Origin of the sequence: Pseudosulfitobacter pseudonitzschiae, assembly GCF_900129395.1 — a bacterium.
Classification (GTDB): domain Bacteria; phylum Pseudomonadota; class Alphaproteobacteria; order Rhodobacterales; family Rhodobacteraceae; genus Pseudosulfitobacter; species Pseudosulfitobacter pseudonitzschiae.
The window spans coordinates 1-25935 of record NZ_FQVP01000018.1; the positions used below are offsets into that span (position 1 = coordinate 1).

26 protein-coding genes are annotated in these 25935 nt (G+C 59.0%); 21 read left to right on the forward strand and 5 right to left on the reverse strand.

Annotated features, from left to right (window positions below):
- Window positions 1–394 (forward strand): universal stress protein (locus BUC08_RS23430; protein WP_073194601.1); only part of this gene is annotated, 394 nt, incomplete at its 5' end.
- Window positions 395–438: 44 nt separating this feature from the next.
- On the opposite strand, the gene BUC08_RS23435 is transcribed toward BUC08_RS23430, so the two are convergent.
- The 3 genes from BUC08_RS23435 to BUC08_RS23445 form a co-directional block, all read right to left on the reverse strand.
- Window positions 439–927: a luciferase domain-containing protein gene (locus BUC08_RS23435; protein ID WP_037931499.1), complete on the reverse strand. Its 489-nt coding sequence runs from the start codon at window positions 925–927 to the stop codon at window positions 439–441.
- Between the two features lie 28 nt (window positions 928–955).
- On the reverse strand, window positions 956–1096 hold the full coding sequence (locus tag BUC08_RS24715) for a hypothetical protein (RefSeq protein WP_156024902.1): 141 nt from the start codon (window positions 1094–1096) through the stop codon (window positions 956–958).
- 179 nt (window positions 1097–1275) lie between these two features.
- Complete coding sequence (locus tag BUC08_RS23445) at window positions 1276–2088, reverse strand: DODA-type extradiol aromatic ring-opening family dioxygenase (protein WP_037931505.1); 813 nt, start codon at window positions 2086–2088, stop codon at window positions 1276–1278.
- A 154-nt stretch (window positions 2089–2242) separates the two neighbouring features.
- Here BUC08_RS23445 and BUC08_RS23450 point away from each other — a divergent pair, with 154 nt between their 5' ends.
- The 5 genes from BUC08_RS23450 (at window position 2243) to BUC08_RS23470 (ending at window position 8204) form a co-directional block, all read left to right on the forward strand.
- On the forward strand, window positions 2243–2566 hold the full coding sequence (locus BUC08_RS23450; protein ID WP_037931508.1) for a winged helix-turn-helix transcriptional regulator: 324 nt from the start codon (window positions 2243–2245) through the stop codon (window positions 2564–2566).
- A 100-nt stretch (window positions 2567–2666) separates the two neighbouring features.
- A complete protein-coding gene (locus tag BUC08_RS23455; RefSeq protein WP_037931511.1) occupies window positions 2667–3260 on the forward strand; it encodes a TetR/AcrR family transcriptional regulator in 594 nt (197 codons plus the stop codon).
- A 69-nt stretch (window positions 3261–3329) separates the two neighbouring features.
- A complete protein-coding gene (locus BUC08_RS23460; RefSeq protein WP_224556217.1) occupies window positions 3330–3956 on the forward strand; it encodes a TetR/AcrR family transcriptional regulator in 627 nt (208 codons plus the stop codon).
- Window positions 3946–5094: an efflux RND transporter periplasmic adaptor subunit gene (locus BUC08_RS23465; RefSeq protein ID WP_037931513.1), complete on the forward strand. Its 1149-nt coding sequence runs from the start codon at window positions 3946–3948 to the stop codon at window positions 5092–5094. Before BUC08_RS23460 ends, BUC08_RS23465 begins: the two co-directional genes overlap by 11 nt.
- A 29-nt stretch (window positions 5095–5123) precedes the next feature.
- Window positions 5124–8204, forward strand: a complete 3081-nt coding sequence (locus tag BUC08_RS23470) for an efflux RND transporter permease subunit (RefSeq protein WP_037931516.1) — start codon at window positions 5124–5126, stop codon at window positions 8202–8204.
- A gap of 268 nt (window positions 8205–8472) precedes the next feature.
- Here BUC08_RS23470 and BUC08_RS23475 read toward each other — a convergent pair whose 3' ends face one another.
- Complete coding sequence (locus BUC08_RS23475) at window positions 8473–9141, reverse strand: cupin domain-containing protein (RefSeq protein ID WP_037931519.1); 669 nt, start codon at window positions 9139–9141, stop codon at window positions 8473–8475.
- A gap of 149 nt (window positions 9142–9290) precedes the next feature.
- Window positions 9291–9782 (reverse strand): MarR family winged helix-turn-helix transcriptional regulator, encoded by a 492-nt coding sequence (locus tag BUC08_RS23480; protein WP_081855495.1) that lies wholly within the window; start codon window positions 9780–9782, stop codon window positions 9291–9293.
- Window positions 9783–9883: 101 nt separating this feature from the next.
- On the opposite strand from BUC08_RS23480, the gene BUC08_RS23485 reads away from it, so the two are divergent.
- The 15 genes from BUC08_RS23485 to BUC08_RS23555 all read left to right on the forward strand — a co-directional run.
- Window positions 9884–10843: an MBL fold metallo-hydrolase gene (locus BUC08_RS23485; protein WP_037931522.1), complete on the forward strand. Its 960-nt coding sequence runs from the start codon at window positions 9884–9886 to the stop codon at window positions 10841–10843.
- Window positions 10844–11147: 304 nt separating this feature from the next.
- Window positions 11148–11666: a MarR family winged helix-turn-helix transcriptional regulator gene (locus BUC08_RS23490; RefSeq protein ID WP_037931525.1), complete on the forward strand. Its 519-nt coding sequence runs from the start codon at window positions 11148–11150 to the stop codon at window positions 11664–11666.
- A gap of 16 nt (window positions 11667–11682) precedes the next feature.
- Window positions 11683–12315 (forward strand): glutathione S-transferase family protein, encoded by a 633-nt coding sequence (locus BUC08_RS23495; RefSeq protein WP_037931528.1) that lies wholly within the window; start codon window positions 11683–11685, stop codon window positions 12313–12315.
- 21 nt (window positions 12316–12336) lie between these two features.
- Window positions 12337–12795 carry a (2Fe-2S)-binding protein gene (locus BUC08_RS23500; RefSeq protein ID WP_037931531.1) on the forward strand — a complete coding sequence of 153 codons (459 nt, stop codon included), beginning with the start codon at window positions 12337–12339 and terminating at the stop codon, window positions 12793–12795.
- A 1-nt stretch (window position 12796) separates the two neighbouring features.
- On the forward strand, window positions 12797–14971 hold the full coding sequence (locus BUC08_RS23505; RefSeq protein ID WP_037931533.1) for a xanthine dehydrogenase family protein molybdopterin-binding subunit: 2175 nt from the start codon (window positions 12797–12799) through the stop codon (window positions 14969–14971).
- A 184-nt stretch (window positions 14972–15155) separates the two neighbouring features.
- Window positions 15156–16370, forward strand: a complete 1215-nt coding sequence (locus BUC08_RS23510) for a CaiB/BaiF CoA transferase family protein (protein ID WP_037931536.1) — start codon at window positions 15156–15158, stop codon at window positions 16368–16370.
- Between the two features lie 175 nt (window positions 16371–16545).
- On the forward strand, window positions 16546–16845 hold the full coding sequence (locus BUC08_RS23515) for a hypothetical protein (RefSeq protein ID WP_037931538.1): 300 nt from the start codon (window positions 16546–16548) through the stop codon (window positions 16843–16845).
- 274 nt (window positions 16846–17119) lie between these two features.
- Window positions 17120–17974 (forward strand): SDR family oxidoreductase, encoded by an 855-nt coding sequence (locus BUC08_RS23520; RefSeq protein WP_037931540.1) that lies wholly within the window; start codon window positions 17120–17122, stop codon window positions 17972–17974.
- Window positions 17975–18012: 38 nt separating this feature from the next.
- Window positions 18013–18819 carry an ABC transporter ATP-binding protein gene (locus BUC08_RS23525; protein ID WP_200796238.1) on the forward strand — a complete coding sequence of 269 codons (807 nt, stop codon included), beginning with the start codon at window positions 18013–18015 and terminating at the stop codon, window positions 18817–18819.
- Entirely contained in the window at window positions 18812–20731 is a 1920-nt protein-coding gene (locus BUC08_RS23530; protein WP_051694704.1) for an AMP-dependent synthetase/ligase, read from the forward strand. The genes BUC08_RS23525 and BUC08_RS23530 overlap by 8 nt, the downstream gene beginning before the upstream one ends.
- Window positions 20732–21619, forward strand: a complete 888-nt coding sequence (locus BUC08_RS23535) for a branched-chain amino acid ABC transporter permease (RefSeq protein WP_037931546.1) — start codon at window positions 20732–20734, stop codon at window positions 21617–21619.
- A 90-nt stretch (window positions 21620–21709) separates the two neighbouring features.
- Window positions 21710–22696, forward strand: coding sequence for a branched-chain amino acid ABC transporter permease (locus BUC08_RS23540; protein ID WP_234973793.1), 987 nt, complete (start codon window positions 21710–21712; stop codon window positions 22694–22696).
- 12 nt (window positions 22697–22708) lie between these two features.
- Complete coding sequence (locus BUC08_RS23545) at window positions 22709–23521, forward strand: ABC transporter ATP-binding protein (RefSeq protein WP_037931553.1); 813 nt, start codon at window positions 22709–22711, stop codon at window positions 23519–23521.
- Window positions 23522–23602: 81 nt separating this feature from the next.
- Window positions 23603–24793: an ABC transporter substrate-binding protein gene (locus tag BUC08_RS23550; RefSeq protein ID WP_224556216.1), complete on the forward strand. Its 1191-nt coding sequence runs from the start codon at window positions 23603–23605 to the stop codon at window positions 24791–24793.
- A gap of 88 nt (window positions 24794–24881) precedes the next feature.
- The coding region (locus BUC08_RS23555; protein ID WP_073194604.1) for an ABC transporter substrate-binding protein at window positions 24882–25935 on the forward strand (1054 nt) is incomplete at its 3' end.

The following is a 25935-nucleotide window of genomic DNA, read 5'->3' on the forward strand; positions in this document are numbered from 1 at the left end:
GGCGCGGCTAGCGCAGATCACCGGTGCCGATGTAATCCTGCTCGCAGTGGTCGAGACAGTCGCGGGCAACGCGCTGGCGCAGGGCGCGGATGCCGGCGCGCTGGTCCACCAGCAAGCCGATTTCAGGGCGATCCTCGACGAAGGCCATCAGAGACTTTCCGCCATGGGGTTGGCACCTGAGCTTCGCATGGACTTTGGCGATCCCGTTGCGAAAATCAAAGGTGCCGCGGCTGAAACTGGGGCCGATCTGGTCGTCGTCGGGCACCACCGCCAGGGCGTGTGGACCCGCTGGTTAAACCGGTCGGTTGCGGCCGAGTTGAGCGATGCACTGGGATGCAGCCTTCTGCTGGCGCAAAAACGCGTCGAGGATTCAGAGCTTTTCCACGACGGGTGACAGGGTATGGCTGGCCGACCGTCGTGCTCCGCCGCGTGTATCCCCTAGAGAGCGATGCTATCGACTCGTCCGAGCCGTCCGCAGGCAAAGTCATAGGACATGCGCAGGAGATCGAGAACAGTGCCGATTTCCGCATTGTCTCTTGGTGCGTAGACCATGACAGCAGTCAACGGTATCATGCCCGCTGTCGCCATCGGGTGCGGCTCTGCCCATCCCAGATCGACGATCTTCGGGACGGCATCTTCCGGCAGCATCATGTGCAGGCTACCGTCTTCAGGCGGATGGACATGAGCGAACTCATTACCGATCATGAAGGCTTCGCGGCAACCGCAGCCCTGTCCATGTTCGAGGCACAACGCTTCGGCCCCCGGAACCGAAATCCGCGATGGCTGGCGGGTTACAAAGGGAAAGTCGAAGGCCCTTTCCTTGAATGCCTGATAGGATAAGGAGTCGGGGTTTTGGCTGATCTGCGTATGCGGGGCGCAGGGCGTGGTGACGGGCTTTGGCCCGGTGCGTGGCGGTATCTTCAGCATGATAGGGTCTCCGTAAATCTGGTGCTTGCTAACCGGCAAGGGCGGGGTTGTTGGCCGACAGATAGCTGCGGACCGATTGCGGTGCCTGACCGGTCAGTTCCGCAACGTCGCCGGTGGCCACGTCCAGAAAAGCGACGGCAGCAGCCCGTGCACATTCGACGCGTGCCATATATCCCGCCTTGCCCTCGCCCGCCGCGGCATTGCACGGCAAGCCGTTTGCCCGGTGCGCGGGTGATCGCAACGATGGGTTCGATGACCTGACTTCCGAGATGACCGGAAGCGCCGGTTACGGTGTCGGGCCCGTTGAGTGCGCTGGACATGTTCGGTGCTCCTTTTCAGAGTTGCTGCTCAGCCGAACCGGAAGGCGCTTTCGACTGCACCGAGGACGGTGTCCTCCAAAGTTTTCCGGCCGATATCAGTGCCCGCCGCGCCCGCGACGACATGCAACGGGATCAAGTGCTCTTCGCGCGGATTGGCGTCGCGCCCACCCGGTGCCTGCGACCACCGCGCAAGCCTGCGGTTGCGTTCGTCGGGATCGGGGCATGTCACTGCTTCGGTCAGCCAGGCATCGAATTCTGTACCCGCCGTGCCGTTCTGTGGTGCGCCGCGCATGCTCTGCATCATTATACCCATGTTGTGGTAGGTGTTGCCCGATCCGATGATAAGAACCCCCTCGTCGCGCAGCGGTGCCAACGCACGGCCAACCGCCAGATGCGCATCCGGGTCCAGATCGGACCGCAAACTAAGCTGAACGGTGGGAATATCGGCCTCTGGAAAGACCAGCTTCAACGGCACGAAGACGCCGTGGTCGAAGCCGCGCGCGGTATCGGTCCCGGTCTCAAAGCCCGCTCCCTGCAACAGTTCACCCACACGGGTGGCCAAGGCGGGATCACCGGGTGCCGGCCAAGTCAGCTCATAGGTGTGTTGCGGGAAGCCGTTATAGTCGAACAACAAGGGCGGCGCTGGATTCGACTGCACGGTGAACTCACGCGCCTCCCAATGCCCCGAGATCACCAGCAACGCCTTTGGCTTCTCCGGGAGACTGGCGGGGAGGGTCTCCAGAAAGCTGCGATGCCTGTCCCACGTATCGGGGGGATCCCACTCCATGAAAAAGCACGGGCCGCCCCCATGTGGAATAAAAAGAGTTGGCATGCGGGTCATGTCTGTCTGTTCCTTCGGGTTTGCAGGACGCCTTCGGGTGTCGTTCGACCTTTTAGGAATAGTTGATTTGCAACTTATACTAAAGTAGGAACGGAAAAGTAACTGCCTATCACAGGTGTGAACGTCAATGCCCAAGACCCCGCCACAGTGTCCCATGGATTCGATTCTGCGCCTGCTTATGGGGCCGTGGACGACCTATATCATCTGGGTCCTGAGCGATCAGGGACCGCAAAGGTTCGGTGCGCTGAAACGTGCCGTGCCAGGAATATCAACCCGCATGCTGACCGAACGCCTGCGAATGCTTCAGGGCGCCGGGGTCATTTGGCGCGAACAGGAGCAGACAATTCCTCCCGCAGTCACCTATGGCCTGACCTCGCGTGGCAATGACCTGCGAGGTGTTCTGGACACACTGGGACATATCGCGGAACGATGGAAGGATGAGGGTGTCTTCGCAGAAGATGAATTGGGGACTGTTTGAATGAACCAATTGGGAAAATGCGCGGGTGTGCAAGCCTTGGGGAAGGCCAGATTATCGATAAAGCGCGTTCGATCCCACGGTTCTGCAGCAGGCGGCCGACATGAGGCAAAGTAAAGTTGCCGATGTGCTGAGCGGAGCCAAGACGGTCTTTCTGAGGTGTGGATTCGAAGGTGCCAGTGTCGATGCGATTGCCGAGGAGGCCAAAGTATCCAAAGCGACGCTTTATGCCCGTTCCCCGAGCAAGAACATGCTGTTCTTACGCGTTGTGCAGGCTGAATGCGACAGGCTCTCTGTCGAAATCTCCCGACCGCTTTCACGCAACGATTCACCGCGAGCCGTTCTGGAACAACTTTCTCGGCGCATGATCAGACTGGTCCTGGACGATGACTACATTCGACTTCTGCGTACCTGCACGCGCGCGGTTTCAGTGCTGCCCGAGGCAGGGCAAATATATATGGAAGCGGGGCCAAGGCGGGCCACCAGAATTGTCGGGCAGGTTCTTCGGGTCCTGCAAGAAGCCGGATCGGTAAAAATGCAGGACGTTCAAAGCACTGCAAGCCAGTTCATTCATCTTTCCATCTCGGGCATTATCATGCCCAGACTGCTGGCGGTTGGCCAGCCGATCGATGCGCCAGCGCATGCCGAAAGGGCGGTTGACGTGTTTCTAGGGATTTACTCAGCGGGTAATACCTAGCGTAACAGGCCTAAATTTAGGCACTTCTGCGGTTTGATGAACGCCTCGGTGCCCTGTTTCAGGACGGATTTGATCAAGACCTTGACCTTGATGCAGCCCCGGACTACCTCTCGCGAAAATCTAAACCGACCGGATGGTACAGTTGTGAATGAGCCAGGGCAGTCAGCGGGATCGAGAAACGCATCTCCGAGAATTCTCGGCGCTGCACGCGCGATTGCTGCGCGTGAAGGAGCGGGCAAAGTTACGATCGAAGCAGTCGCAAAGGAGGCGGGGCTGAGCAAGGGCGGCGTGCTCTACAACTTTCCGACGAAGAAAGCGCTGCTTTCAAGCTTGTTGGATCAGATGCTGGCCGCGCACCGGGAGCTTCTTGCGAATGTACCGGTGCGGCATCCAGCGCGCACTCTAACCGGGCATCTTGAAATTGTGATACACTCAAAAGACGTGGACGACGACCTGTCAATGGCAATCCTTGCGGCCGCCGCCTCGGATCCACGGCTTCTTGATCCGCTTCGCAGTGATCTAACATGCGACCTCGAACGTATACTGACAGACACGCAGGACGCGCCGGCCGCCATGATCGCGGTCCTGGCGATACAGGGTCTGCGGTTCCAACGGCTGTTGAATCTTCCGGACGGCGGCGCGGAAATCAGAGAACGCGTCATCGAACGATTAAGGACTATGATTGATGAGCTCTAATAGGAAGACCAAAAACTGGAAGCGGGTTGCTTTCGTCATCGTGCTGGCGGCCGCAGCGGCCCTGGCCGTGCCGTTCCTTCCGGGGTCCCTGACGGGTGTATTCGCCCAGACGGAAATGAATGCCGGGGAAACCGACGCCGAGACGCAGACAGCATCCGAACCCGATCGGCCGGTGACGGTCGAAGTGACGCGTGCGCTCAGCCGCGTGGTCAATCAATCCCGGGCCGTTGCGGGCCGGGTCGAGCCTGCACGCACAGTAGACATCGCGTTTCAGGTGCCGGGGCAGATCTTTTCCCTCGATGTCGAGCCGGGCGACAGAATCCGCAAGGGCGACGTGATTGCGGAACTCGATCAGGCTGATTTTGATTTGGCTGTCGATCGGGCGCAGGCCTCGTTCGACCTCGCGAATTCCGAGCTTGAGCGCGCTTCAAGTCTCGCCGAGCGTGGGGTCGCAGCCGACTCGCGCCTCGATACTGCGCGCGCCCAGTTTGCACAGGCAGACGTGGCACTGCGCGAGGCCAAGCGGCGTCTGTCGCAGACCCAGATCACCGCACCGTTTGACGCGATTGTGGCGCGTACTTTCGTCGAGGAGTACGTCAACGTCACCTCGGCCGCGCCGGTGGCGCGTCTGCAAGATGTGAGCGAGATGCGGATCATGATTTCACTGCCCGAAGAACTTGCGGCAGTTGCGCGTTCTGCGCCCGACGCGTTCGACATCGTCGCGAGCTTTCCTGCGGTACCGGGGTACACGGTGCCACTCGTGCTGCGTTCGTTTTCGACCGACGCTGATCCGACAGCCCAGACCTACGATGTGGAATTTGCGATCACCGGTGATATCGATTCACGTCTGTTGCCCGGCATGACAGCGGATGTGCGCATCGCCGCCGCGTCCGATGAAAACCGTCCGCAATCCGTCATCGTTCCGGTTTCGGCGGTGGACACGACAAGCCGAACCGACCCGTCCATCTGGATCTATCAGGAATCTTCCGGACAGGTCGCGCGCAGGACGGTCCGGCTGGGACTTCCCGTCAATGACGAGATTATCGTCATGGAGGGCCTGAATGGTGACGAGTTGGTTGTTTCGGGCGGTTGGTGGCGGCTCAGGGACAATCAGGCAGTGATGATTTCGGGTCTCTGATCCAATATTGATAGGACGGGTACAGATCCATGGCACTCAGCATCTCACGTGCGACCATCAAGCGACCGGTGGCGGCTTGGCTGGTTATCATCTTCTGCATGGTTGGCGGGTATTGGGGCCTCAATACCGTCGGTCGCCTCGAAGATCCCAGCTTTACCCTCAAGACGGCTCTCGTCTTCGTGCCTTATCCGGGTGCCACGGCTGTTGAGGTCGAAGAGGAAGTCTCCGACGTCATTGAAAACGCGTTGCAGCAGATGAAGCAACTCGACCGGGTTGAATCGAAATCCATGCCGGGCATGGCTCAGATTACCGTCGAAATCGAGATGACCTACGGTCCGAACGAGATCCCGCAGGTGTGGGACGAGATGCGCCGCCGCATCAGCGATGTGCAGGGGGATCTTCCGACAGGTACGCGCCCGCCAATCATCAATGACGATTTTGGCGACGTCTATGGCATGTTCTATGCGGTGACGACCGAAGGGCTTAGCCCGGTAGAGCAGCGTGATCTGGCGACGACCCTGCGACTTGGGCTGGTGACCGTCGATGGCGTCGCCAAGGTCGAGGTTCAGGGCCTTACGGAAGAGGTGATCAATATCTCGGTCCCATCTTCCCGGCTGACGGAGCTTGGGCTTCCTCCAACGCAGGTCCTGGGCGTCCTTGCCGACGAAAACCAGGTGTTCACGAACGGTGCGATTACCGAAGGTCCCGCCCGTATCGACCTTTCAGTTCCGCCGGGTTACGTGAGTCCGGAAGGTATCGAGGAACTTCGACTTGGTGTTCCCGGTGAGGTCGGTCAGGTTGCGGTTTACGACATCGCAAAGGTTACCCGCGATGAAGCCGAACAGCCAAGTCAGGTTATTCGGCAAAACGGAGCGGCGGCGTTCACTCTCGGAGTATCGGCGTTGACGGACCGGAACGTTGTCGAGGTCGGCGCGGGTGTCTCGGCGCGCCTGGACCGGCTCAAGGCCGCGTTGCCGGCCGGGGTCGAGATCACACCGGTCTACGAGCAGCACGTTGTCGTGGACGAGGCTGTTTCGAGCTTTCTCGTCAGTCTGGGCCAATCAGTGGGCATTGTCGTTGCCGCGCTGATGCTGACGATGGGATGGCGTGCGGGTCTGGTGGTGGGTGTGACACTGGCGCTCACTGTCTTCTCTACACTGTTTTTCATGTCTGTCTTCGGCATCCCGATGGAAAGGATCAGCCTTGGTGCCCTGATCATCGCGATGGGGATGCTTGTCGATAACGCCATCGTCATCACAGAAGGAATGGTGATCGGTGTGGCGCGGGGCAAGTCCGCGGAAGATGCCGCCGCCGAGACGGAAACCGCCACATCGATTCCCTTGCTTGGTGCGACCGTTATCGGGATCATGGCCTTTTCCGGGATCGGCCTGTCGCCTGACGCGACCGGCGAATTCCTGTTTTCGCTTTTCGCGGTCATCGCGATTTCGCTGCTGATGAGTTGGGCGCTTGCGGTTTCGGTCACACCCTATCTCGGCAAACTGCTGCTCCGCGCGCCAAAGGAGACCTCTGACGATCCCTACAAGGGGGCGTTCTACGGAGTTTATCGCAGCTTCCTCTGGCTGGCTTTGCGGACCCGGGTTATTGTCGTCCTGATCATTGTGGGAATAACGGTCTGGTCCGTGATGGCCTTTGGGCAGGTCAAGCAGGCGTTTTTCCCGGCGTCGAACACTCCGATCTTCTATGTCGAGTTCCAGATGCCACAGGGGACCGATATCAACGTCACCGACGCTGAAATGAAACGGCTCGAACAGATGCTGCTCGCCGAGGACAACGTCACGGATGTGACGACCCTTGTCGGGCGAGGCGCAAGCCGCTTCATGCTGACTTATAATCCCGAGCAGGCGGATGCCAGTTACGGACAGCTTATCGTCCGGGTCGCCGATGCCGAGGCAATCCCGTCCATCGCGAGCCGACTGAACCGGGATCTGCCAGCCGAATTCCCTCACGCGCTGATCCGCGTCGAGCAGATTGTGTTCGGGCCGCCATCCGGTGCCGACGTGGCGGTTCGGTTTGCGGGGCCGGATCCTGTCATCCTGCGGCAACTCGCGGATGATGCGATGCGGATCTTCGAGGATTCCGGTACGATCACCAACCCGCGGACCAACTGGCGCCAGCGTGAGATACTCGTCGAGCCGATTGTCGATGAATCGCGTATGCGTCTGGCCGGTGCAACGCGCGGCGCGATTTCCGACACCATAAGCTACGGAACGTCCGGCTTGCGTGTTGGTCAGTTGCGCGAGGACGACGAGGTGATCTCGATCAACCTCCGCCTCCCGGAGAGCGAACGTGACGGGATTGACCGCCTTTCCGATCTTTCCGTGTGGTCCGATGGTGCGGGGTCCTACGTTCCGATGGCCAACCTCGTTGAGCGTTTCGAGACACGCCTCGTCGAGGCGCTTATACAAAGACGTGACCGCGAGCGCACCATTACCGCGATGGGCGGGTCGCGCAGCGATCTGACCGCGGACGAAGCGTTCCGGAGTGTTAGGACCGATATCGAGGCCATTCCGCTGCCAGAAGGTTACGTGATGGAATGGGGTGGCGAATTCGAAAGCGCAGCGGATGCGCAGGCAAGTCTCGGCAAGCAGCTTCCGCTGGGTTTTCTCGTCATGCTGACAATCTCGATCCTGATGTTCAACAAGGTCCGCCAACCGCTGATCCTTTGGTTGGTCGTACCGATGTCGGTAACAGGAATGGTACTGGGGCTCCTGTTCACAGGCTTGCCGTTTACGTTCACTGCCCTTCTGGGCTTCCTGTCGCTTTCCGGTATGCTGATGAAGAACGCAATTGTTCTGGTCGAAGAGATAGACCTTCAGCGTGCAGAGGGTGTACCCGACTACAAGGCGGTCATCGACGGATCAGTCAGCCGTCTGCGCCCTGTGGTGCTCGCGGCAGGCACGACGATCTTCGGGATGGTTCCACTCCTGCCGGATGCCTTCTTTGCATCGATGGCAGTGACGATCATGGGCGGTCTTGCATTTGCTTCGGTTCTGACGCTGATCGCCGTTCCGGTACTTTATGCGCTCTTCTTTCGGATCAAGCCTCCGAAAGAGGACACCGCTCCGGAGGGCGCAACAGCCGCAGCGTGATCAGGCCTGGCGCGCGGTGCACGGCAGTGTGCACCGACGCGGTCGTCTCTTTGGGAATCAGGTGTTATTCCCTATTTCGGTAGAAGTCGCTGTGAGCTTGCTGCGCTGGCACAAGCGCACCCGCCCGGAAATATCCGAACGCGGGTACAACTTCGATTGGCGTGAGAGGATCGGCTTGGGTTCGCGAGAAATAGACTGGTTTCATCGCGCGTTCCGGGCCGAAGCGGCACACCCCTCAACGGCACCAGAACAGTTGTAGTCGCCGGGATCAGACCGCCGGTGCTTTTGCGTGGGGCAGGTGGCCTGTCTTGATCCAGAGCCTTGCGCCCTGATCACCGGCTGTCGCCGTCAAAGTCTCACCATCTGGCAGGCGCAGCCAGTCGTTCCGCTTCAGGGTTTCACCGTCAACCGTGACCGCTCCGCCAATGACCAATACCTCTATCCCTCCCGGTGCCTGCGACGTCGTGACCGCGCCGGGCTCCAGCTTGCTGTAGGTCACAACCTCGCGCGCATCCCGGTGCAGGATCGTCGTGGCGACCCCTTCTGTCGGTGCGCCCAGCTCTGCCTCCATATCCTTGTGGAACTGGGTGCGGTCGGCCATGTCGAACTGCCACAGCTTGACGAAGATCGTACATCCTGCCTTCGATCCCGGTGTGTGCGAGGTCGTGGGCGGATTGCGAACGTATGTGCCCGCCGGGTAATTGCCATGCTCGTCCTGAAAGACTCCGTCAAGAACGATGAATTCCTCGCCGCCGGTGTGGGTGTGTGCCGAAAAACGGCTGCCGGGTGCATAACGCACGATGGTGGTGGCCCGCGCTACTTCGTCGCCAATCCGGTCCAGCATGCGTCTGTCCACACCTTCAATCGGCGAGGGCTGCCAGTCGATCGTGTCCGAATGAACGACGACACGCTGCGAAAAATCGGCATTGAGATCCATTGTATACAGTCCTTTTCGGGCCTCACGCGCTTGGCGGAGGCTTTAGATGAGTGATCACTTTCGGATGCCATGAGCTAGGCAGGGTTTGTGCAATGGCAAGGAAATTTTTCGTGCGTTGGGGCATCCGGCATGTGACGGGATATTGCCGCTCAATCCGGCGGATCGCGTCCTTCCGCCGAGGGAGCTTCTGGAAGTTCGAGGCGTTTCGGGCTTGCCTGTTCCACCGCCGAACGGAGCCGGGACATCAATGCAATCGCCTGCGAACGGTCTTCTGCGGAAATTTCGAGATCCGCGAAATTCTGCGTGACAGTCTGGTCGGCGGCTTTGAGAATGGCGAGACCATATTCGGTCGGGCACAAAACAATACGGCGTTCATCCTCGGGGTCTCGCACCCGCTCTATCACCCCGACCCCGGCCATCTTCTTGGCCAGGGGCGATACCGTGTTCGGTTCGACCCCGAGACGCGCGGAAAGCTCGGAAAGCGACATTTTCCCTTTTTCGACAAGAGCCTTGAGCATGACGTATTTTGCGTAAGTAAGCCCAGTCTCGGCGAAAGCCGTCTGGTAAAATCGCCCGAACGCATGGTGAAGCATGTAGACCTGAAAACAGGCAAGATCATTCAGGTTGGATTTTTGTACCATACACGCTATCTAGGGCCACCGGGTCGGGATTGAAAGCCGAAACGCCGTAAGCCCGATTCGAAACTTCGTATACGAAATATTCTAGAGCGAAAGGAAATGCCATGGCTCAGATCAACCGACGCACCCTTTTAAAGGGCGCCGCAACGCTGCCAGCCGCCGCCGCCCTTACCGGAGTAGCAAGCCCAACGCTGGCTGCCGGACACACCGCGACACCGGGCGCGGCCCTCTACTCTGCGCCCCTCGGTCGATATCGCATCACCGCCCTGTTGGATGGGATCGCACCACTGGGCAGGGGGTTCTTTTTCGGCAGCGAAGCGATCGACCCGCTGATGGAGCAGATCGGTATCGGGCCCGATGCGTTGCCTGCGCCGGTTTCTGCATTTCTCCTGCAATCCGACGAGCGTACAATTCTGATCGACGCCGGAATGGGAGAGCAGGAATTGTTGGGGCCTGGCTTTGGCGGTCTGATCCCCGGACTTGCTGCGGCAGGCGTCACCCCCGACGATGTCGACATGGTTGTTCTGACCCATGCGCATCCCGATCATCTTGGTGGTTTGATCCGTGGCAGTGATGCCGTCTTCAAGAACGCCGAATTGGCTTTGGGTGAGGTCGAAGCAGGCTTCTGGACCGATGAAGCGATGATGGCGCAGGCGCCGGATGAGGCGAAAGGTATGTTCCAGTTGGCCCAGACCGTGCTTGGGGCCTATGGCGATCGTGTGACGCGTATCGCCGACGGTGCCGAGGCCGCGCCCGGCCTGTCCATGATGTTGTCTCCGGGCCACACACCGGGCCACTCGATTGTGCGGATCGATGGCGGCGACCGGCAGTTGCTGATGATCGCTGACACGCTTGCCTCGGCCGATGTTCACACTGCACTGCCCGATGTTGGGTTTGGGTTCGACAGCGATCCGGCCCAGGCTGCGGAATCCCGACGCCGCGTCTTTGACATGGTGTCAGCTGACAAGACGCTTGTCGCGGGGAGCCACATCCACTTTCCGGGCTTTGGCCGTATCCTCGCGGATGGCGAGGCGTATCGCTACGTTCCTACTACCTGGATGTGATTTAGCCATCAATAGGGGCGCTGCAAGGCGCCCCTTAATCAGGCGCTTGCCTGTTGTCTCATATAATGCGGGCCATTCAGGCCCATTAAGTTCGTGTACGAAATATTTGCTTGCCAATCAAAATTATTGTTCTAGTTGTAGTCCGAAGCAGCGGTGGACCAGCCGCTCTTAGAGAGGACCACATGGATAAGCCTGTCGATTTGAATGAGAAAGCCGTCCGCACCGCGGCGGTGTGCGGTTCCGGACCTGTGCTCATCCGGTTGATCGGGTTGTCCCCGAACATAAACCGTCGGAGCGTTCAGTGATGGTCGAAACTGATACACACGACGCGTCCGGTCTTCTTTGTCTGGACAGCCAGCTTTGTTTTCCGCTCTACGCCGCGACCAACCTGTTGGGCCGCATGTACCGTCCACTGTTGGATCCTCTCGGGCTGACCTATTCGCAATATCTCGTCATGCTGGTTCTTTGGGAAGAGGGGCCGATTCATGTCGGTGGCCTGGCACGGCGTCTTCATATCGACAGCGGTACGATGACCCCGATGTTAAAGCGGATGGAGAAACTCGGCCTGCTGACCCGGACGCGCGACCGGGCCGACGAACGACACGTCATGGTGCACCTGACGCCGGACGGTGTCGCCCTGCGGACCCGCGCGGCGGAGGTGCCGGTCGCCTTGTCCGGCCGGATCGGTGACCGGCTTGGGCCGGGTGCAGCCGAGGCGCTGCGCACCGCCGTGCGCGATCTTGTCGATCTCCTGGCTGCGGACCTTGCGAACATATCCGGCGATGCGGCACCGCAGGCGGCGCTCCCACATTCCATCAAATGACAACAACGAGGACCAGATGACAGAAACAACTCTCTTCGGTTTTGACGGATCGACCTTCGTGCGCACGGTGCGATGCGTGCTGGCGCGTAAGAGCATTTCTTACAACCAGGTGCCGGTCAACGTCCTGGAAGGCGAAACGCAAGAACCCGAACATCTTGAACGCCACCCGTTCGGCAAGGTGCCGGTTCTCGATATCGACGGGATGCGTCTGCGTGAAACCGATGCAATCGTACGGTACCTCGAAGCGCGCGACCCTGAACCGCCGATGTTTCCCAAGGATGCGAAAGAACGCGCGAAGGCGGACGAGAACGCTGCGCTGATCACCAATTACGGCTACGACGCGATCATTGGTTTTGTGGCGTATCACCTGTTCCCCGATGTGGTCGGCGGAAAAAACGAAGAAATGAGGCAGTCCAATCTGGATCAGGCCAGAAAACTGATCAGGCTTATTCTGGAAAACAAGAAAGATGCGCCATTTTTTTCCGGTGACGCGCCCGGTTTCGCCGACTACCTGCTCGGGCCGCTCATTGCGTATGCGACGATGACAGAGGATGGCGCCGCGATCTTGTCCCTCGACGGCATGCAGGACTGGTGGGACAGATTAAGTAATGACGAAGCGTTCGTGGCCACTGCGCCGGACCTTGGCTGAGAAAAAAGGAGAACCGAGAAAATGATCAAACTTACTTTGAATGGCGAACCGCGCGAGATCGCGGCGGCCGGGGATACGCCGCTGTTGTGGGCCCTGCGCGATGAACTGGGCCTGACAGGCACCAAATTCGGCTGCGGAGTCGCGTCCTGTGGGGCGTGTACGGTGCATGTGGACGGGGCGCCCGTACGCTCGTGCCAGACCTTCGTGGGAGACCTGGACGGGGCCACGGTGACGACGATCGAGGGTGCGCAAGACGCCACGACCGAGGCGATCCGCAGAGCCTGGGTGGAGCTGGAGGTGCCGCAATGTGGCTACTGCCAGTCAGGCCAGATCCTGTCGGCGACGACGCTCTTGCGGGACACGCCCAAACCAACCGACGACGATATCGACGCGGCAATGGACGGAAACCTGTGCCGTTGTGCGACCTACGCACGGATTCGCAAAGCGATCCATCGCGCATCCGAGATTATGGAGGGTTAAGATGCTGAACAGATTTATTGCACCGACCATGCCGACGCCCGCGCTGACGCGCAGGGGCTTTTTGAAACTGTCTGCCGGAGCCACGGGCGGCCTGATGTTGGGTGCCGCCCTTCGGCCCGTGTCCGCCGCAGCGCAGGGCGGCGTCGACGGGCTTGCCACGCCGTTCGTTCACATTCGCCCCGACAACACCGTGGTGGTGATCGTCAAACACCTCGACAAGGGGCAGGGAACAGCCACGGGTCTCGCCACGCTGGTCGCGGACGAACTTGATGCGGATTCGGCACAGGTCACGACAGAGTTCGCGCCCGCCAATACCGATCTCTATGCAAATACTCTGATGGGCGTGCAGGGCACGGGCGGGTCGACCGCGATGGCCAATTCCTGGCAACAGTACCGCGAGGCGGGAGCCACTGCACGCGCGATGTTGATCGCAGCAGCGGCACAGACCTGGGGCGTCGATCCCGCCAGCATCAGCATCGCGGGCGGTCAGATCACTGACGGATCACAGTCAGCCAGCCTTGGCGACATGGCCGAGACTGCCGCAGGGCAGAGCGTGCCCGAAAGCGTCACGCTCAAGACGCCTGATCAATGGGTCTATATCGGCAAGTCCTTTCCACGCGTTGACGTGGTTCGCAAATCCCAGGGTGCAACCAACATGTACGGGATGGACGTGGCCATGGAAGGGCTCGTCTACGCCGTCAGCTTGCGCAGTCCGCGTTTCGGCGGCGTACTGGCCGGTCTGGACGCCACAGAGGCGCGGGCGATGCCCGGCGTGATCGACGTGATTCAGTTGCCTGATCGGGCGACGGTGATTGCTGAGTCTACATGGCAGGCCATTCAGGCCCGCGACGCGCTGTCAGCGGAATGGGATTTTTCGCAGGCCGAAAACCGGGGAACCGAAGAGCTGCGGGCCGAATACACCGCGCTGCTGGATGAGGAAGGTATCGCATTCCACAGCGCCGTCGTATCGCAGGCCGACACTGAACAGGTGATCGAAGCGGACTACTCTTTCCCTTACCTCGCGCACACGCCGATGGAGCCAATCGACGTTACCGTTCGTTTTGACGGCACCGAAGCCACGTTCTGGACTGGATCGCAGATCCAGACTCTGGACCAGAACATAGGTGCGCAGGTGCTTGGCATTGATCCGGGTTCGGTTTCAATCGAGACCCTCTGGGGCGGCGGATCTTTCGGGCGCCGTGCGATCTACGACAGCCACTATGTGGCCGAGGCCGCAATGATCGCGAAGGCCTGGCTGGAAACGCACGGGGATGCCCGGCCGATCAAACTGGTCTGGACACGCGAAGACGACGTGCGCGGCGGTTATTACCGTCCGATGCACATGCACCGTGTGCGCGCCGGTCTTGACGCCGACGGCAATATCACGTCGTGGGAACAACGCGTGGTGGGGCAAGGTATCGCCATCGGAACCGCGTTCGAACAGTTCATGGTTCGGGATGGTGTCGATGCCTCTTCGGTCGAGGGCCTCGGGGAGCATTCGGCCTACACCATTCCGGGATGGTCGGTCGATATCCACCATCCGGAAGTTGGCGTGCCGGTTCTTTGGTGGCGCTCGGTCGGGCACACCCACACCGCGTATGTGGTCGAAACGATGATGGACGAACTGGCGGAAGCGGCCGGCGCCGATCCTGTGGAATTTCGCCTGCGCTATCTTACCGATCCGCGCGCGCGGGGGGTGTTGGAATTGGCGATTGACAAGGCCGGCACGGTACCGGATGGCCTCACACGGGGTATCGCGGTGCACAAGAGTTTTGGCTCTTATGTCGCCGAGGTTGCGGATGTTCGCATCCGCGAAGACGGCACCGTAAAGGTCGAGCGCGTGACCTGCGGTGTCGACTGCGGCGTGCCGATCAACCCCTCGAACATCGAAGCGCAGGTCCAGGGGGGACTGGGCTACGGTCTTTCCGCGATCCTGCGCGAGGAGATCACCCTGACCGAGGGTGAGGTAAACCAGTCGAACTTCTACGATTACACACCACTGCGGATCAGCGACATGCCGCAGGTGGATGTCCATATCGTTCAGTCGACCGAGGCCCCTACCGGCATAGGCGAGCCGGGCACACCGCCCATTGGGCCCGCCGTGGCCAATGCCGTACGCCGGGCAACCGGCACGATTGTGCGCGAATTGCCGTTTTCGCTTCATGGACTGGCCTGATCACGGACTGGCCTGACTGAACGAATGGTCCATTGACGCGCGCTGCTTTGTGGCGCGCGTCACCTTTTTGTCTGACGCCGTGTGTCTGGATACACCAATCCAGTTTCCTTATCTCATGCCTTGAGAACTCACATTCCTTTCGCTAATAATCTAACGCGTGTTAGATTATTAGCGAAGAGAGCAAATGGCTGGACCCCTACACAACCTCAGAATTATCGAACTCGGCCATGTCATCGCCGGCCCGCTTTCAGCCGCCTTGCTTTCTGATTTCGGTGCGGATGTCATCAAAGTCGAAGCACCGAACCGAACGGACATGATGCGTGACCTCGGACCCAAGGCCAAGGACGGGGTTGGTGTTTGGTGGAAGACACTGGGCCGCAACAAGCAGACTCTGGGTCTGGATTGGAAGTCGGACGAAGGCCGGGGCATCCTGCGCAAGCTGGTTGAAGGTGCCGATGTCCTTGTCGAGAATTTTCGACCAGGCGTGCTTGAGCGTGCGGCCATCGGGCCGGAAATACTGCATGGGTGGAACCCGGATCTGGTTATTCTGCGCGTGTCCGGCTACGGACAGGACGGCCCGATGCGGGATGTACCTGCTTTTGGCCGTGCGGCTGAGGCCATGAGCGGTCTGGCGCATCTGACCGGTTTCACCGACGGGCCGCCGATGCATCCCGGGTTTCCGGCCGCTGACAGCACGACAGGGCTGATGGGCGCATTGGGGATCATGATCGCACTGCTTGCCCGCGAACAGGGAACCGCACGCGGTCAGGTCGTCGATCTTGCAGTGTTCGAAGCCTTGCTTCGGTTGATGGATTATCCCGTTCCCGCCCTGACGGGCGCGGACCATTCGCCGCGACGCAACGGGCTGCGCCAGCCGATGGACTTTGCGCCGGGGGGTATGTTCCGCACATCCGATGGGGTATGGCTGACCGTTTCCGCAGGAAGCGCGGAAACCGCGCAACGGCTGCTGCGCGCGGTCGGCGGTGACGCCTTGGCCGATGATACGCGGTTCGCAACCCTTGCCGAGATGTCTCAGCATATGACCGTGGTTTTCGACGCCATCAATGATTTTGTCACGCAGCACACACTTGCCGAAGTTGAAACGGAGTTCGCGCGTCATGATGCAGTCGCCTCGCGTGTGCTGAGCGTCGAGGATATTACAACGAACGCGCAAATCCGCCATCGCGGCGACATCGTATCGGTCGAGGGTGAGCCGACCAAGGTTATCGGCCCGGTCCCGCATCTCAGCGCCACACCGGGCGCGCTTCGGTGGCTGGGACGCGCGCCTGGTGCCGACACGCGCAGCATTCTGTGCGAGCTTGGGTTTGACGACAAACAGATCACGGCCCTTTACGAGGCGGGGATCATAGGACTGGACGGCACGAGAAACACTCCGTGACATTTCCTTTGACGGATGAGCGGAGGGAATTACGCGACCAGATCCTATGAAGGTGTACCCGGTTCGACGGCGACTATTGATTAGAGCGCGATCGCAACGGTGGGTTTTCTCATGATCTGTACGGGGGCAATGAATGACGGTGGGTGCCTCGGGATCGGCACGCAGGAACAGGTAGATGACGCAGGTCTGGCATTGCCGAGGCGACCGTTATAATGCAGGCAATCTCGGAATTGCGGGCCGGTCTCAGCTGGGTCTCGGTAATCCTGTTGTGAAGTTTGGCACCGATGCGCAACCTGCGCGCACCTTGGAACCGATGATCGGAGAGCACAAAAAGCCTGTTTCGAATACGTCCAAGTTCAAGACCGCCGCGGCGTGGCAGGGGCGGTCGACACGCCGTGCATGTGTTGAAAGTCCGGATTTCGACGGCGCAGGTTGCCGGCAAGAAGACGGTTTGATCCCGTTCTACACCTCGTAGAGGCGACCAAGGCATCACAGATCACCGTTAGGAGATTCGGATACGCCAAGGTATACCACGTCAGACGGCTGACGAGAGAAACCCTCTTGTTCCGCACCGTACCAGTGACGACGCAAGTGAATTCGTTGTCAACGGGAGGAAAATGTTTGAATTTTTAATAACTTACTAGGAGAAAACGAATGGCGGAAGTAGGTGAAATTCTTAGCTTGATTATTTTCTAACACGCGTTAGATTATCCGAATAACCCCGAATGGGGGAAAAGGGAGGAAGCGTCATGAATGAGACGCAGTTTGGGTCTTCGCGAGAAGACCTGTCAGCACGCTCGACCGTGTTTGCACGCGATCTATTCGAAGCCAAGACTGTTGTTGTCACCGGTGCGGGCGGTGGATTGGGTTTAGCCATTGCGGCCCTGTTTGCCAAGCTCGGAGCAAATCTTGCGATAAATGGACGTAACGAGGAGAAACTGGCGTCGGCCAAGGAATTTCTCGAAAGTCTGGGTGCCAAGGTCTTTGCCATGCCGATGACGATCCGTGACCCCGAACAGGTCGAAGATTTCGTAGCTGCGGTCAATCAGGAATTCGGGTCGATCGACGTTCTGGTCAACAACGCGGGAGGGCAGTTTCCGCAAGCCGCTCTGGATTTTTCTCCGAAGGGCTGGAACGCTGTCATAGATACCAATCTCAATGGCACCTGGTGGATGATGCAATCCACGGCGCGGCATTGGGTCGCGCAAAAGCAACCGGGTTCGATTGTGAACATCGTGGCCGACATCTGGCGCGGGATGCCCGGCATCGCGCATACCTGTGCGGCCCGGGCAGGTGTGGTATACCTGTCCAAATCAGTCGCCGTGGAATGGGCGCCGCATGATATCCGCGTGAACTGCGTGGCGCCCGGCTGTTGCGAAAGTACCGGTTTCGGAAACTATCCCGCTGAAGGCGCGGCAACTTTTCAGGATTCCAATCCGATGCGCCACGCCGGGGATGAATGGGATGTTGCAGAAGGCGTAGTCTATCTGGCGGCCAATTCCGGGAAATTCGTGACCGGAGAAGTTCTTAACATCGACGGCGGGCAACAAATGTGGGGTGATCCCTGGCCAACAGGGAGACCGGATTATTTCCGGATTTCCTGATACCAAGACCGAACCTAGCGAGGGACAACAGGATCCAGATGATGACGCAAAGAACAACAGATGCCGGTACCGGTGATGGGGCAATACTGGAATGTCGCGGGATCGAGCGGCGGTTTGGCGGTATCGTCGCCGTCACAGGTGTCGATCTTGTCATTCAACCCAAGGAGATCTTTGGACTTGTCGGTCCGAATGGCAGCGGCAAGACAACACTTACCAACGCGATCACGGGTTTCTACCCTCCCAACGTCGGGACTGTCCGGCTGGGAGGTAAAGACATCACGGGCACCGCGCCACACAAGGTCGCAACGCTCGGGGTTGCCAGAACATTCCAGAACCTAGCCCTGTTCAACGGGATGAGCGTTCTGGATAACATTTTGCTCGGGCGGCACATTCACATGAAGCCGGGGGTCATCCGCACGGCGCTTTATTGGTGGGCCGCACAGCGGGAAGAAATCGAGAACCGCAAGATCGTCGAAGAGGTGATCGAATTTCTTCAACTGGAGAGTATTCGGCACGAACTGGTCGATGGTCTGCCCATCGGACTTAAAAAGCGGGTCGAGCTTGCGCGCGCACTGGTCGCGGAACCGAAGATGCTGATTCTCGACGAACCGATGGCAGGCATGAACCAGGAAGAAAAAGGGTATATGTCCCGTTTCATTCTGGATGCGCGGGCCGAACGGGGCGTCAGCGTTCTGCTGATCGAGCACCATATGGACGTCATCATCGGCATTTGCGACCGTATGCTCGCGTTGAACTACGGTGAAATGATCGCCAGCGGCATACCGAGAGAAGTCGTAAAAGACCCAAGGGTCATTGAAGCATATGTTGGAGGGTCGCATGGCTGAGGGGACGACATTGCAAAATTCCGCCAACGAGACATTTGGAAAGCTGCTGGCGCGGAACGCGGCAAACCATGGATCGGATATCGTGGTCCGCGAGAAAGAGCGCGGCATCTGGAGAGAAAGCACCTGGGCCGACTACGTGGACGAGGTTCTGGCCTGCGCGGCCGGTCTCGAAGTGGTCGGCGTAGCGCCGGGCAAGGCCGTTTTGATACTTGGTGACAACCGTGCACGTCTATATCAGGGCATGCTTGCGATCTCGCTGCTCGGGGCTTACGCGATGCCGGCCTATCCGGGTGCTACGCTCGAAGAACTTCAGCATTTCCTCGGCGAAGTCGAAATCGTTGCGGCCATCGCAGAAGATCAGGAACAGGTCGACAAAATTCTTGAATTGCGCAGCGCAAGTGCGAGCGGCATTGCCCATGTCATTTACGACGAAACGCGCGGGCTGGGAACATATGAAGATGACGGTCTTATGTCATGGGATCACCTGATCGAGATCGGTCAACGCGAACTTGACGGGGATGCGGGCCGCCGCGAGGCCATTCTGAACAGGGCGAAGCCCGAAGACCCGGCGATTTTCATGCACTCTTCGGGAACGACCGGCAAACCGAAAGGTATCGTGCTGAGCCAGAAGAACGTTCTCGCGGCGGCGAGGAATGGCCATGCTGCGGGCGCCTTCGACGAGAACGAGGAAATCCTCGCCTATCTGCCGATGGCCTGGGTGGGTGACTTTGCCATTACTGTCGGGGCGGCGCTGCTTTGGCGATTTACCGTGAACGTGCCGGAGCGTCAGGAAACGGTCGTGCGCGATATGCGGGAAATCGCACCTACCTTTTATCTGGCGGCACCAAGAAGTTGGGACCAGATGTTGACGACGATCCAGGTCGGCATGGAGAATTCGACCCCGTTCAAGAAATGGCTGTACCATTTCTTCATGGACCGTGCAGTTGCCGCCGAGACGCGCAAGCTGAACGGCAAGAGTGGCGGCGCGTTGGAGCCTTTGGGACGGTTCCTGGGCGAGGCGCTTGTCTTTGGTCCGATCAAGGACCAGTTCGGGATGAGCCGCCTGAAGAATGCGTTCACCGGCGGCGAGGCAATCGGGGAAGATACTTTTGTTTTCTATCGCGCCCTCGGGATCAAGCTTCGCCAGCTCTATGGCCAGACCGAAAACAGCGCGATCAACGCGATACAGGCGCCAGGAGAGGTACGCCTTCATACCGTTGGCAAACCCGCGCCGGGCGTTGAACTGAAGATCGCGGACGATGGGGAAATCCTGATGCGTTCAGACAGTGTGTTCGAAGGCTATTTCAACAAACCCGAAGCGACTGCTGAAGCCCTCGAGGACGGGTGGCTGCATACTGGTGACGCCGGCTACATCGAGGACGATGGTCATCTCGTGGTTCTGGGCCGTGTGTCGGAAGTCATGCACACAGCCGGGGGTGAACGCTATGTGCCGAACTATATCGAGAACCGGCTGAAGTTCAGCCCTTACATCAAGGATGCGGCAGTTCTTGGTGCCGGACTGGATGAACTGACGGCAATGGTCTGCGTAGATTTCGAGGCGGTCGGACACTGGGCAGAGGTGAACGGTGTGCCGTATGTATCCTATGCCGACCTGTCGCAGCGCGACGAGGTGGCCAAGCTGCTGCACGAGGCGTTTCTGCGGGTGAACAAGGCTCTCACCGAGCCTTTGCGTCTGCAACGCTTTGTCAGCCTGCCGAAGGAATTCGACCCGGACGATGGCGAAATCACGCGAACGCGCAAACTGCGCCGCAAGGTCGTTCAGGAACGCTATGCCGACGTTGTCGCGGCACTCTACGACGGTTCAAAAGAGGTCCATGTAAGCGCCCAGGTGACTTACGAGACCGGAGAAGTAGGGAAGGTCGAAAAGAGCCTTCCCATCAGGGAGGTATGAATGGATTGGGTCTTTCTAGCAGAGCTTGCGATAAACGGCGCCTTGACGGGTCTGCTATATTCGCTTTTCGCCATCGGCCTCGTGCTGATTTACAAGGCGTCCTCGGTGCCCAACCTGGCACAGGGCGGGCTGACAATGGTCGGGGCTTATGTGGTTCTCGCTCTTTCACATGATGCGGGTCTGCCGCTCTGGCTCGCGATCCCACTTGCTGCGGTGATCATGTTCGGCCTGGGATTCGGCATCGAGCGTGTCGCGCTGCGCCGGCTCGCCGGTCGCCCGGTCATTATGATCCTGATGCTGACGCTGGGTCTCGATATTTTCCTGCGGGGCACAACGCTTGCGATCTGGGGCGGGACGTCCCGGTCGATGGAACTGGGGGTCAGCTATGAACCGCTGTTTCTGGGCGATCTTTTCATCAGTCGGATCCACCTTGTCGGCGCCGGGGTCGCGATCGCACTCTTTGTCGGTTTCATGGTGTTTTTCCGCAGCCGCACGGGCATCAAATTGCGGGCGATCGCGGATGATTACATGGCGTCGTGGTCGGTCGGGATTTCAGTCGAGCGCGGCGTCGGACTCTCCTGGGCCCTTGCTTCGGTGGTGGCCGTGGCCGCAGGCGTCATCTGGGGCGAGATTCAGGGCGTGGACCAGGCGCTGTCGTTGTTGCTGCTCAAAGGTCTGACGGTGGCTGTTCTGGGTGGCCTCGACAGCATTCTGGGTGCCGTGATCGCCGGCATCATCCTCGGTATCCTGGAAAATGTGGGCGCCGACTTCCTCGATCCGCTTGTCGGAGGCGGAAGCCGGGAACTCATCGTCGCCGCCGTGCTCATACTTACAGTGATGATCCGTCCGCATGGACTGTTCGGTCGTCACGAAATTGAAAGGGTGTAAGGGATGTTTTTCCGACTTTCCGGTGTCCATCATGCCAATTATGTCTCGGACAGCCGTGTATTCAAGATACCTGCTGACCGGAACCTAGCCATGTTCGTCTTCCTGTTCGGACTTGCGGCACCGTTCATCGTGCCGTCGCTCTATCTGAACAGTTACATGCTCCCATGGCTGATCTGGACGGCCGCCGCGCTTGGGCTGAACCTTGTGACGGGGTGGGCCGGACAGCTTCATCTGGGGTATGCTGCGGTTATGGCTGTGGGTGCGTATTCCGCGATCCATGCGGTGCGGTTCGGCATCCCTTGGGAATTCGCGCTCATCATCGGCGGGTTGTCATCGTCGGTGATCGGCAGCCTGTTCGCCTTCGCTGCATTGCGGGTCAAAGGTCTCTATCTTGCGCTTACGACGCTGGCGATGCAGTTCGTCATGGACTGGGTGCTGACTCACTCACCCGCGATTACGGGGGGCTCCCACGCATCGCTGCAATCTCCGACACTGGCACTGCTCGGGCAGGAGATCACCTCTGACGCGGGCTATTACTATGTCGCCTTCGGCTGGTGCGTACTGGTGACGATCTTTATGCTGAATCTGAAACGTACCGGACTGGGGCGGGCGTTGGTCGCCGTACGTGAAAAGGACTTCGCCGCCGCGATCCTGGGGGTGAACAGTTTCTACTACAAGATCCTCGCCTTCGCGACGTCGTCCTTTATTGCGGGCGTCAGTGGTGCCTTGCTGGTTGCGACATTCTTCTTCCTCGCCGCGCCGGAACAGTTTTCGGTGACAGTTTCAATCCAGGTGCTGGCGATGGTGATCGTCGGCGGGCTGGGAAGTATCATCGGGTCCTACTTCGGCGTTGCCCTGATCCTGCTCGTGCCGGGTGTGGTGAACGGGCTATTTTCGACGGCGAGCCAGTCGCTTGGAATGCAGATCAACGTCGAAACGCTCGCCCATATCCCGAACGCCGTCTATGGCGCGCTGATTGTCGTAATTCTTCTGATCGAACCTTTGGGGCTTGGAAAGCTCTACGGCAATATCAGGGACTATCTGATGGTCTGGCCCTTCGATCAGCTCAGGAAGTAAAGAGGAATGACGATGGATAAAAAGGTCGAAGCCCAGCCCATACTGTCGATGAACAGTGTCGAGGTGCTGTATGACAACGTGATGCTGGCAATCAAGGGTGTCTCGATTCAGGTGCCGAAGGGCGAGATGATCGCGCTTCTGGGTTCCAACGGAGCGGGTAAAAGCACCACTTTGAAAGCGATCAGCGGTCTTTTGAAAGCTGAAAGAGGACGTGTCAGCCGGGGTGAAATCAAATTCGAAGGCACCGACATTACCGAGATGCTCGCACAAAAGCGCGTGGAGATGGGTATTTGCCATGTCATCGAGGGCCGGCGTGTCTTTGAACACCTCACCCCGGACGAGAACCTGACAGCAGCCGCACCGATGGGCATGTCCCGATCAGAACTGGATGGGGAAAAGGAGAAGATATACAATTATTTCCCCCGCCTAGCGGAGCGGAGCAATTCGCTTTCCGGCTATCTGTCGGGCGGAGAACAGCAAATGCTGGCCATTGGCCGCGCGCTGGTGACCCAGCCGAGCCTGCTGATGCTGGATGAGCCGAGCCTTGGTCTTGCGCCCTTCCTGGTAGCCGAGATCTTTGGCATACTTCAAAAAATCAACCAGGAAGAAGGTATGTCGGTGCTCTTGGTAGAACAGAACGCCCTTGCCGCTCTGGAGATCGTCTCAGAAGGATATCTGATCGAGAACGGTCGTGTTGTCATGAACGGCACAGCGGCGGCCCTCAAATCCAACTCCGACATTCAGGAATTTTATCTCGGAGGTGGTGAAGGTACGGATTTCCACAATGTCAAACACTACAGCCGACGCAAACGTTGGTTGAGTTGAGGTTCCAAACAGGCACTGTTCAGGGAGGAAGAAATGAGATTACTTACTAGGGCGTTAACCGTAATATCTATGTTGGGTGGCATGACTGCCGGGACACAGGTTCTGGCCGAGCCATTCAAGGTGGGTGTCTGCTACGATCTCAGCAAGGCATATACTTTCGCCACACCGCAGGTTTCGCAGGCCGCGTTGGATCTGGCAAAGCTCATAAACAAGAAGGGCGGTATCGGTGGTGAGCCGGTGGAAGTCATCGTGCGCGACCACGGCAACGAACCACAGCGCGGAATCGAATGCTATTCAAGGCTCAGCCGCGAGGGTGTCTTTGTCTTCGATACGCTGTCCACACCGGTGTCCCTGGCAATTCTGCCGCGCGCCATGGAAGACGGACGCATTCTGATGCAGTCGCTTGTCGGACGCGGCGATGCCGTGGATGGCACTGTCTTTGACTGGGTTTATCCTATCGGACCGACCTATTGGGGCCAGGCCGCCAACGATGTTGCCTACATCAAACAATTGCACGACGGCGATCTGTCCGACGTGAAGGTCGGATTCGTGTATTTCGATTATCCATTCGGTCAGGAGCCGATCGAAATTCTCCAGACCCTGTCCGAGAAAGAGGGTTTTGAGCTGGAACTTTATCCGGTTCCGTTGCCCGGCAGCGATCAGGCCGGTGTCTGGTCCAAGGTGCGCCGCGACAAGCCCGATCATGTGATTGTCTGGATGTTGGGCGGAGCGCATGTGGTTGCGTCCAAGGAGATGCAGCGCAATCGCATTCCGATGGAGAAATACATTTCGGTCAACTGGCTGAACGAGGTCGACATCGCCAATATCGGCAACGAGGCAGCCATCGGTCTCAAGCGCGGAACCAACGTGGTGGGCGGCCAGGACGTTGCCTTGCGCCAAGAGATGATCACCGAGCTCTATGACAAGGGAGAGGGCTCCGGCCCACTGGAGAAAACAGAGGACGTTTTCTACAATACCGGGCTGGCGATGTATTCGATCGTATTCGAGGCTGCTCGCAGGGCGGCGGAGGCCGAGGGCCTTCCGATCACGGCGCAGTCCTACAAGGCGGCTCTGGAGACGCTCGAAGATTATGACGCCAACGGACTGATGGCGCCGATTACAGTGACAGCAGAGGATCACGGCGGCGGCGGCAAGACCCGGATCGAGATGTGGGACGGCGAAACCTGGGTTCCGCAAACCGACTGGATCTCGGAATACAGCGATGTCGTGTGGGATGTGGTCAAGGAAAGTTCCTCGAAATACGGGGAGTGACCACGTTCCCAGAAGGGTCGGCGTATACGAGCGGCAGCGCGCCCGAACAACAATAAGCCGCCAAATTTTTATCAACGGGAGAGAAAAGATGAAGATCAAACAACATATCAAGGCGGTGGCACTCACCGCTGCGCTGGCGACTGGCGCAACGATGGCGTCCGCGCAGGACAAGGAACCGATCCGGTTCGGACTGTGCTTCGACCTCAGCAAGTCGTACACCTTCATTTCGCCACAAGTCGCCCAGGCCGCACAGGACCTTGCGATGTACACGAATGAAAACGGAGGCATCGAAGGCCATCCGGTCGAGATCGTCGTGCGCGATCACGGCAACGAACCCCAGCGCGGCGTGGAATGTTACGAGCAGCTCAAGCGCGACGGTGTTTTCATCTTCAACTTTCTGTCCACACCGGTCACGAACGCTGTACTTCCGCGCGCCATGAAGGACGGCAATGTTCTGATGCAGTCGTTCGTCGGCCGTGGCGACGCGGTGGACGGCGAAGTGTTTGAATGGGTTTTCCCGGTAGGTCCGACCTACTGGCAGCAGGCTGCAAACGACGTCGCCTTCATCAAAAATCAAATGGACGGCGATCTGGGGGACGCGAAGATCGGCTTCGTCTATCTGGACTATCCGTTCGGCCAGGAGCCGATCGAAATCCTGAAAACCCTGTCCGAGAAAGAAGGCTTTGACTTGGAACTCTATCCGGTACCGCTGCCGGGTTCGGATCAGTCCGGCGCGTGGAGTAAGATCCGCCGCGACAAGCCTGACTATGTAATCAGCTGGCTGCTGGCCGGCGGTCATGTGGTCGCCTCCAAGGAAATGCGCCGCAACCGCTTTCCGATCGACCGCTATCTCTCGGTCAATTGGCTGAACGAAGTCGACATCGCCAACATCGGCGCGGAAGAGGCGAAGGGCATCCTTCGCGGGACCAACGTGGCCGGTGGCCAGGACGTCCCAATCGTGAAAACGATGCTGGAAACCTACTATGCCAACGGTAAAGGCAGCGGCCCCGAAAGCCTGGTGCGTGATGTGTACTACAACACCGGCATGGCGATCTATTCCGCTGGTTTCGAAGCCGCGCGCATCGCAATTACCGAGAATGGCTGGCCGATCACACCGGAAAGCATGAAGAATGCCTATGAAT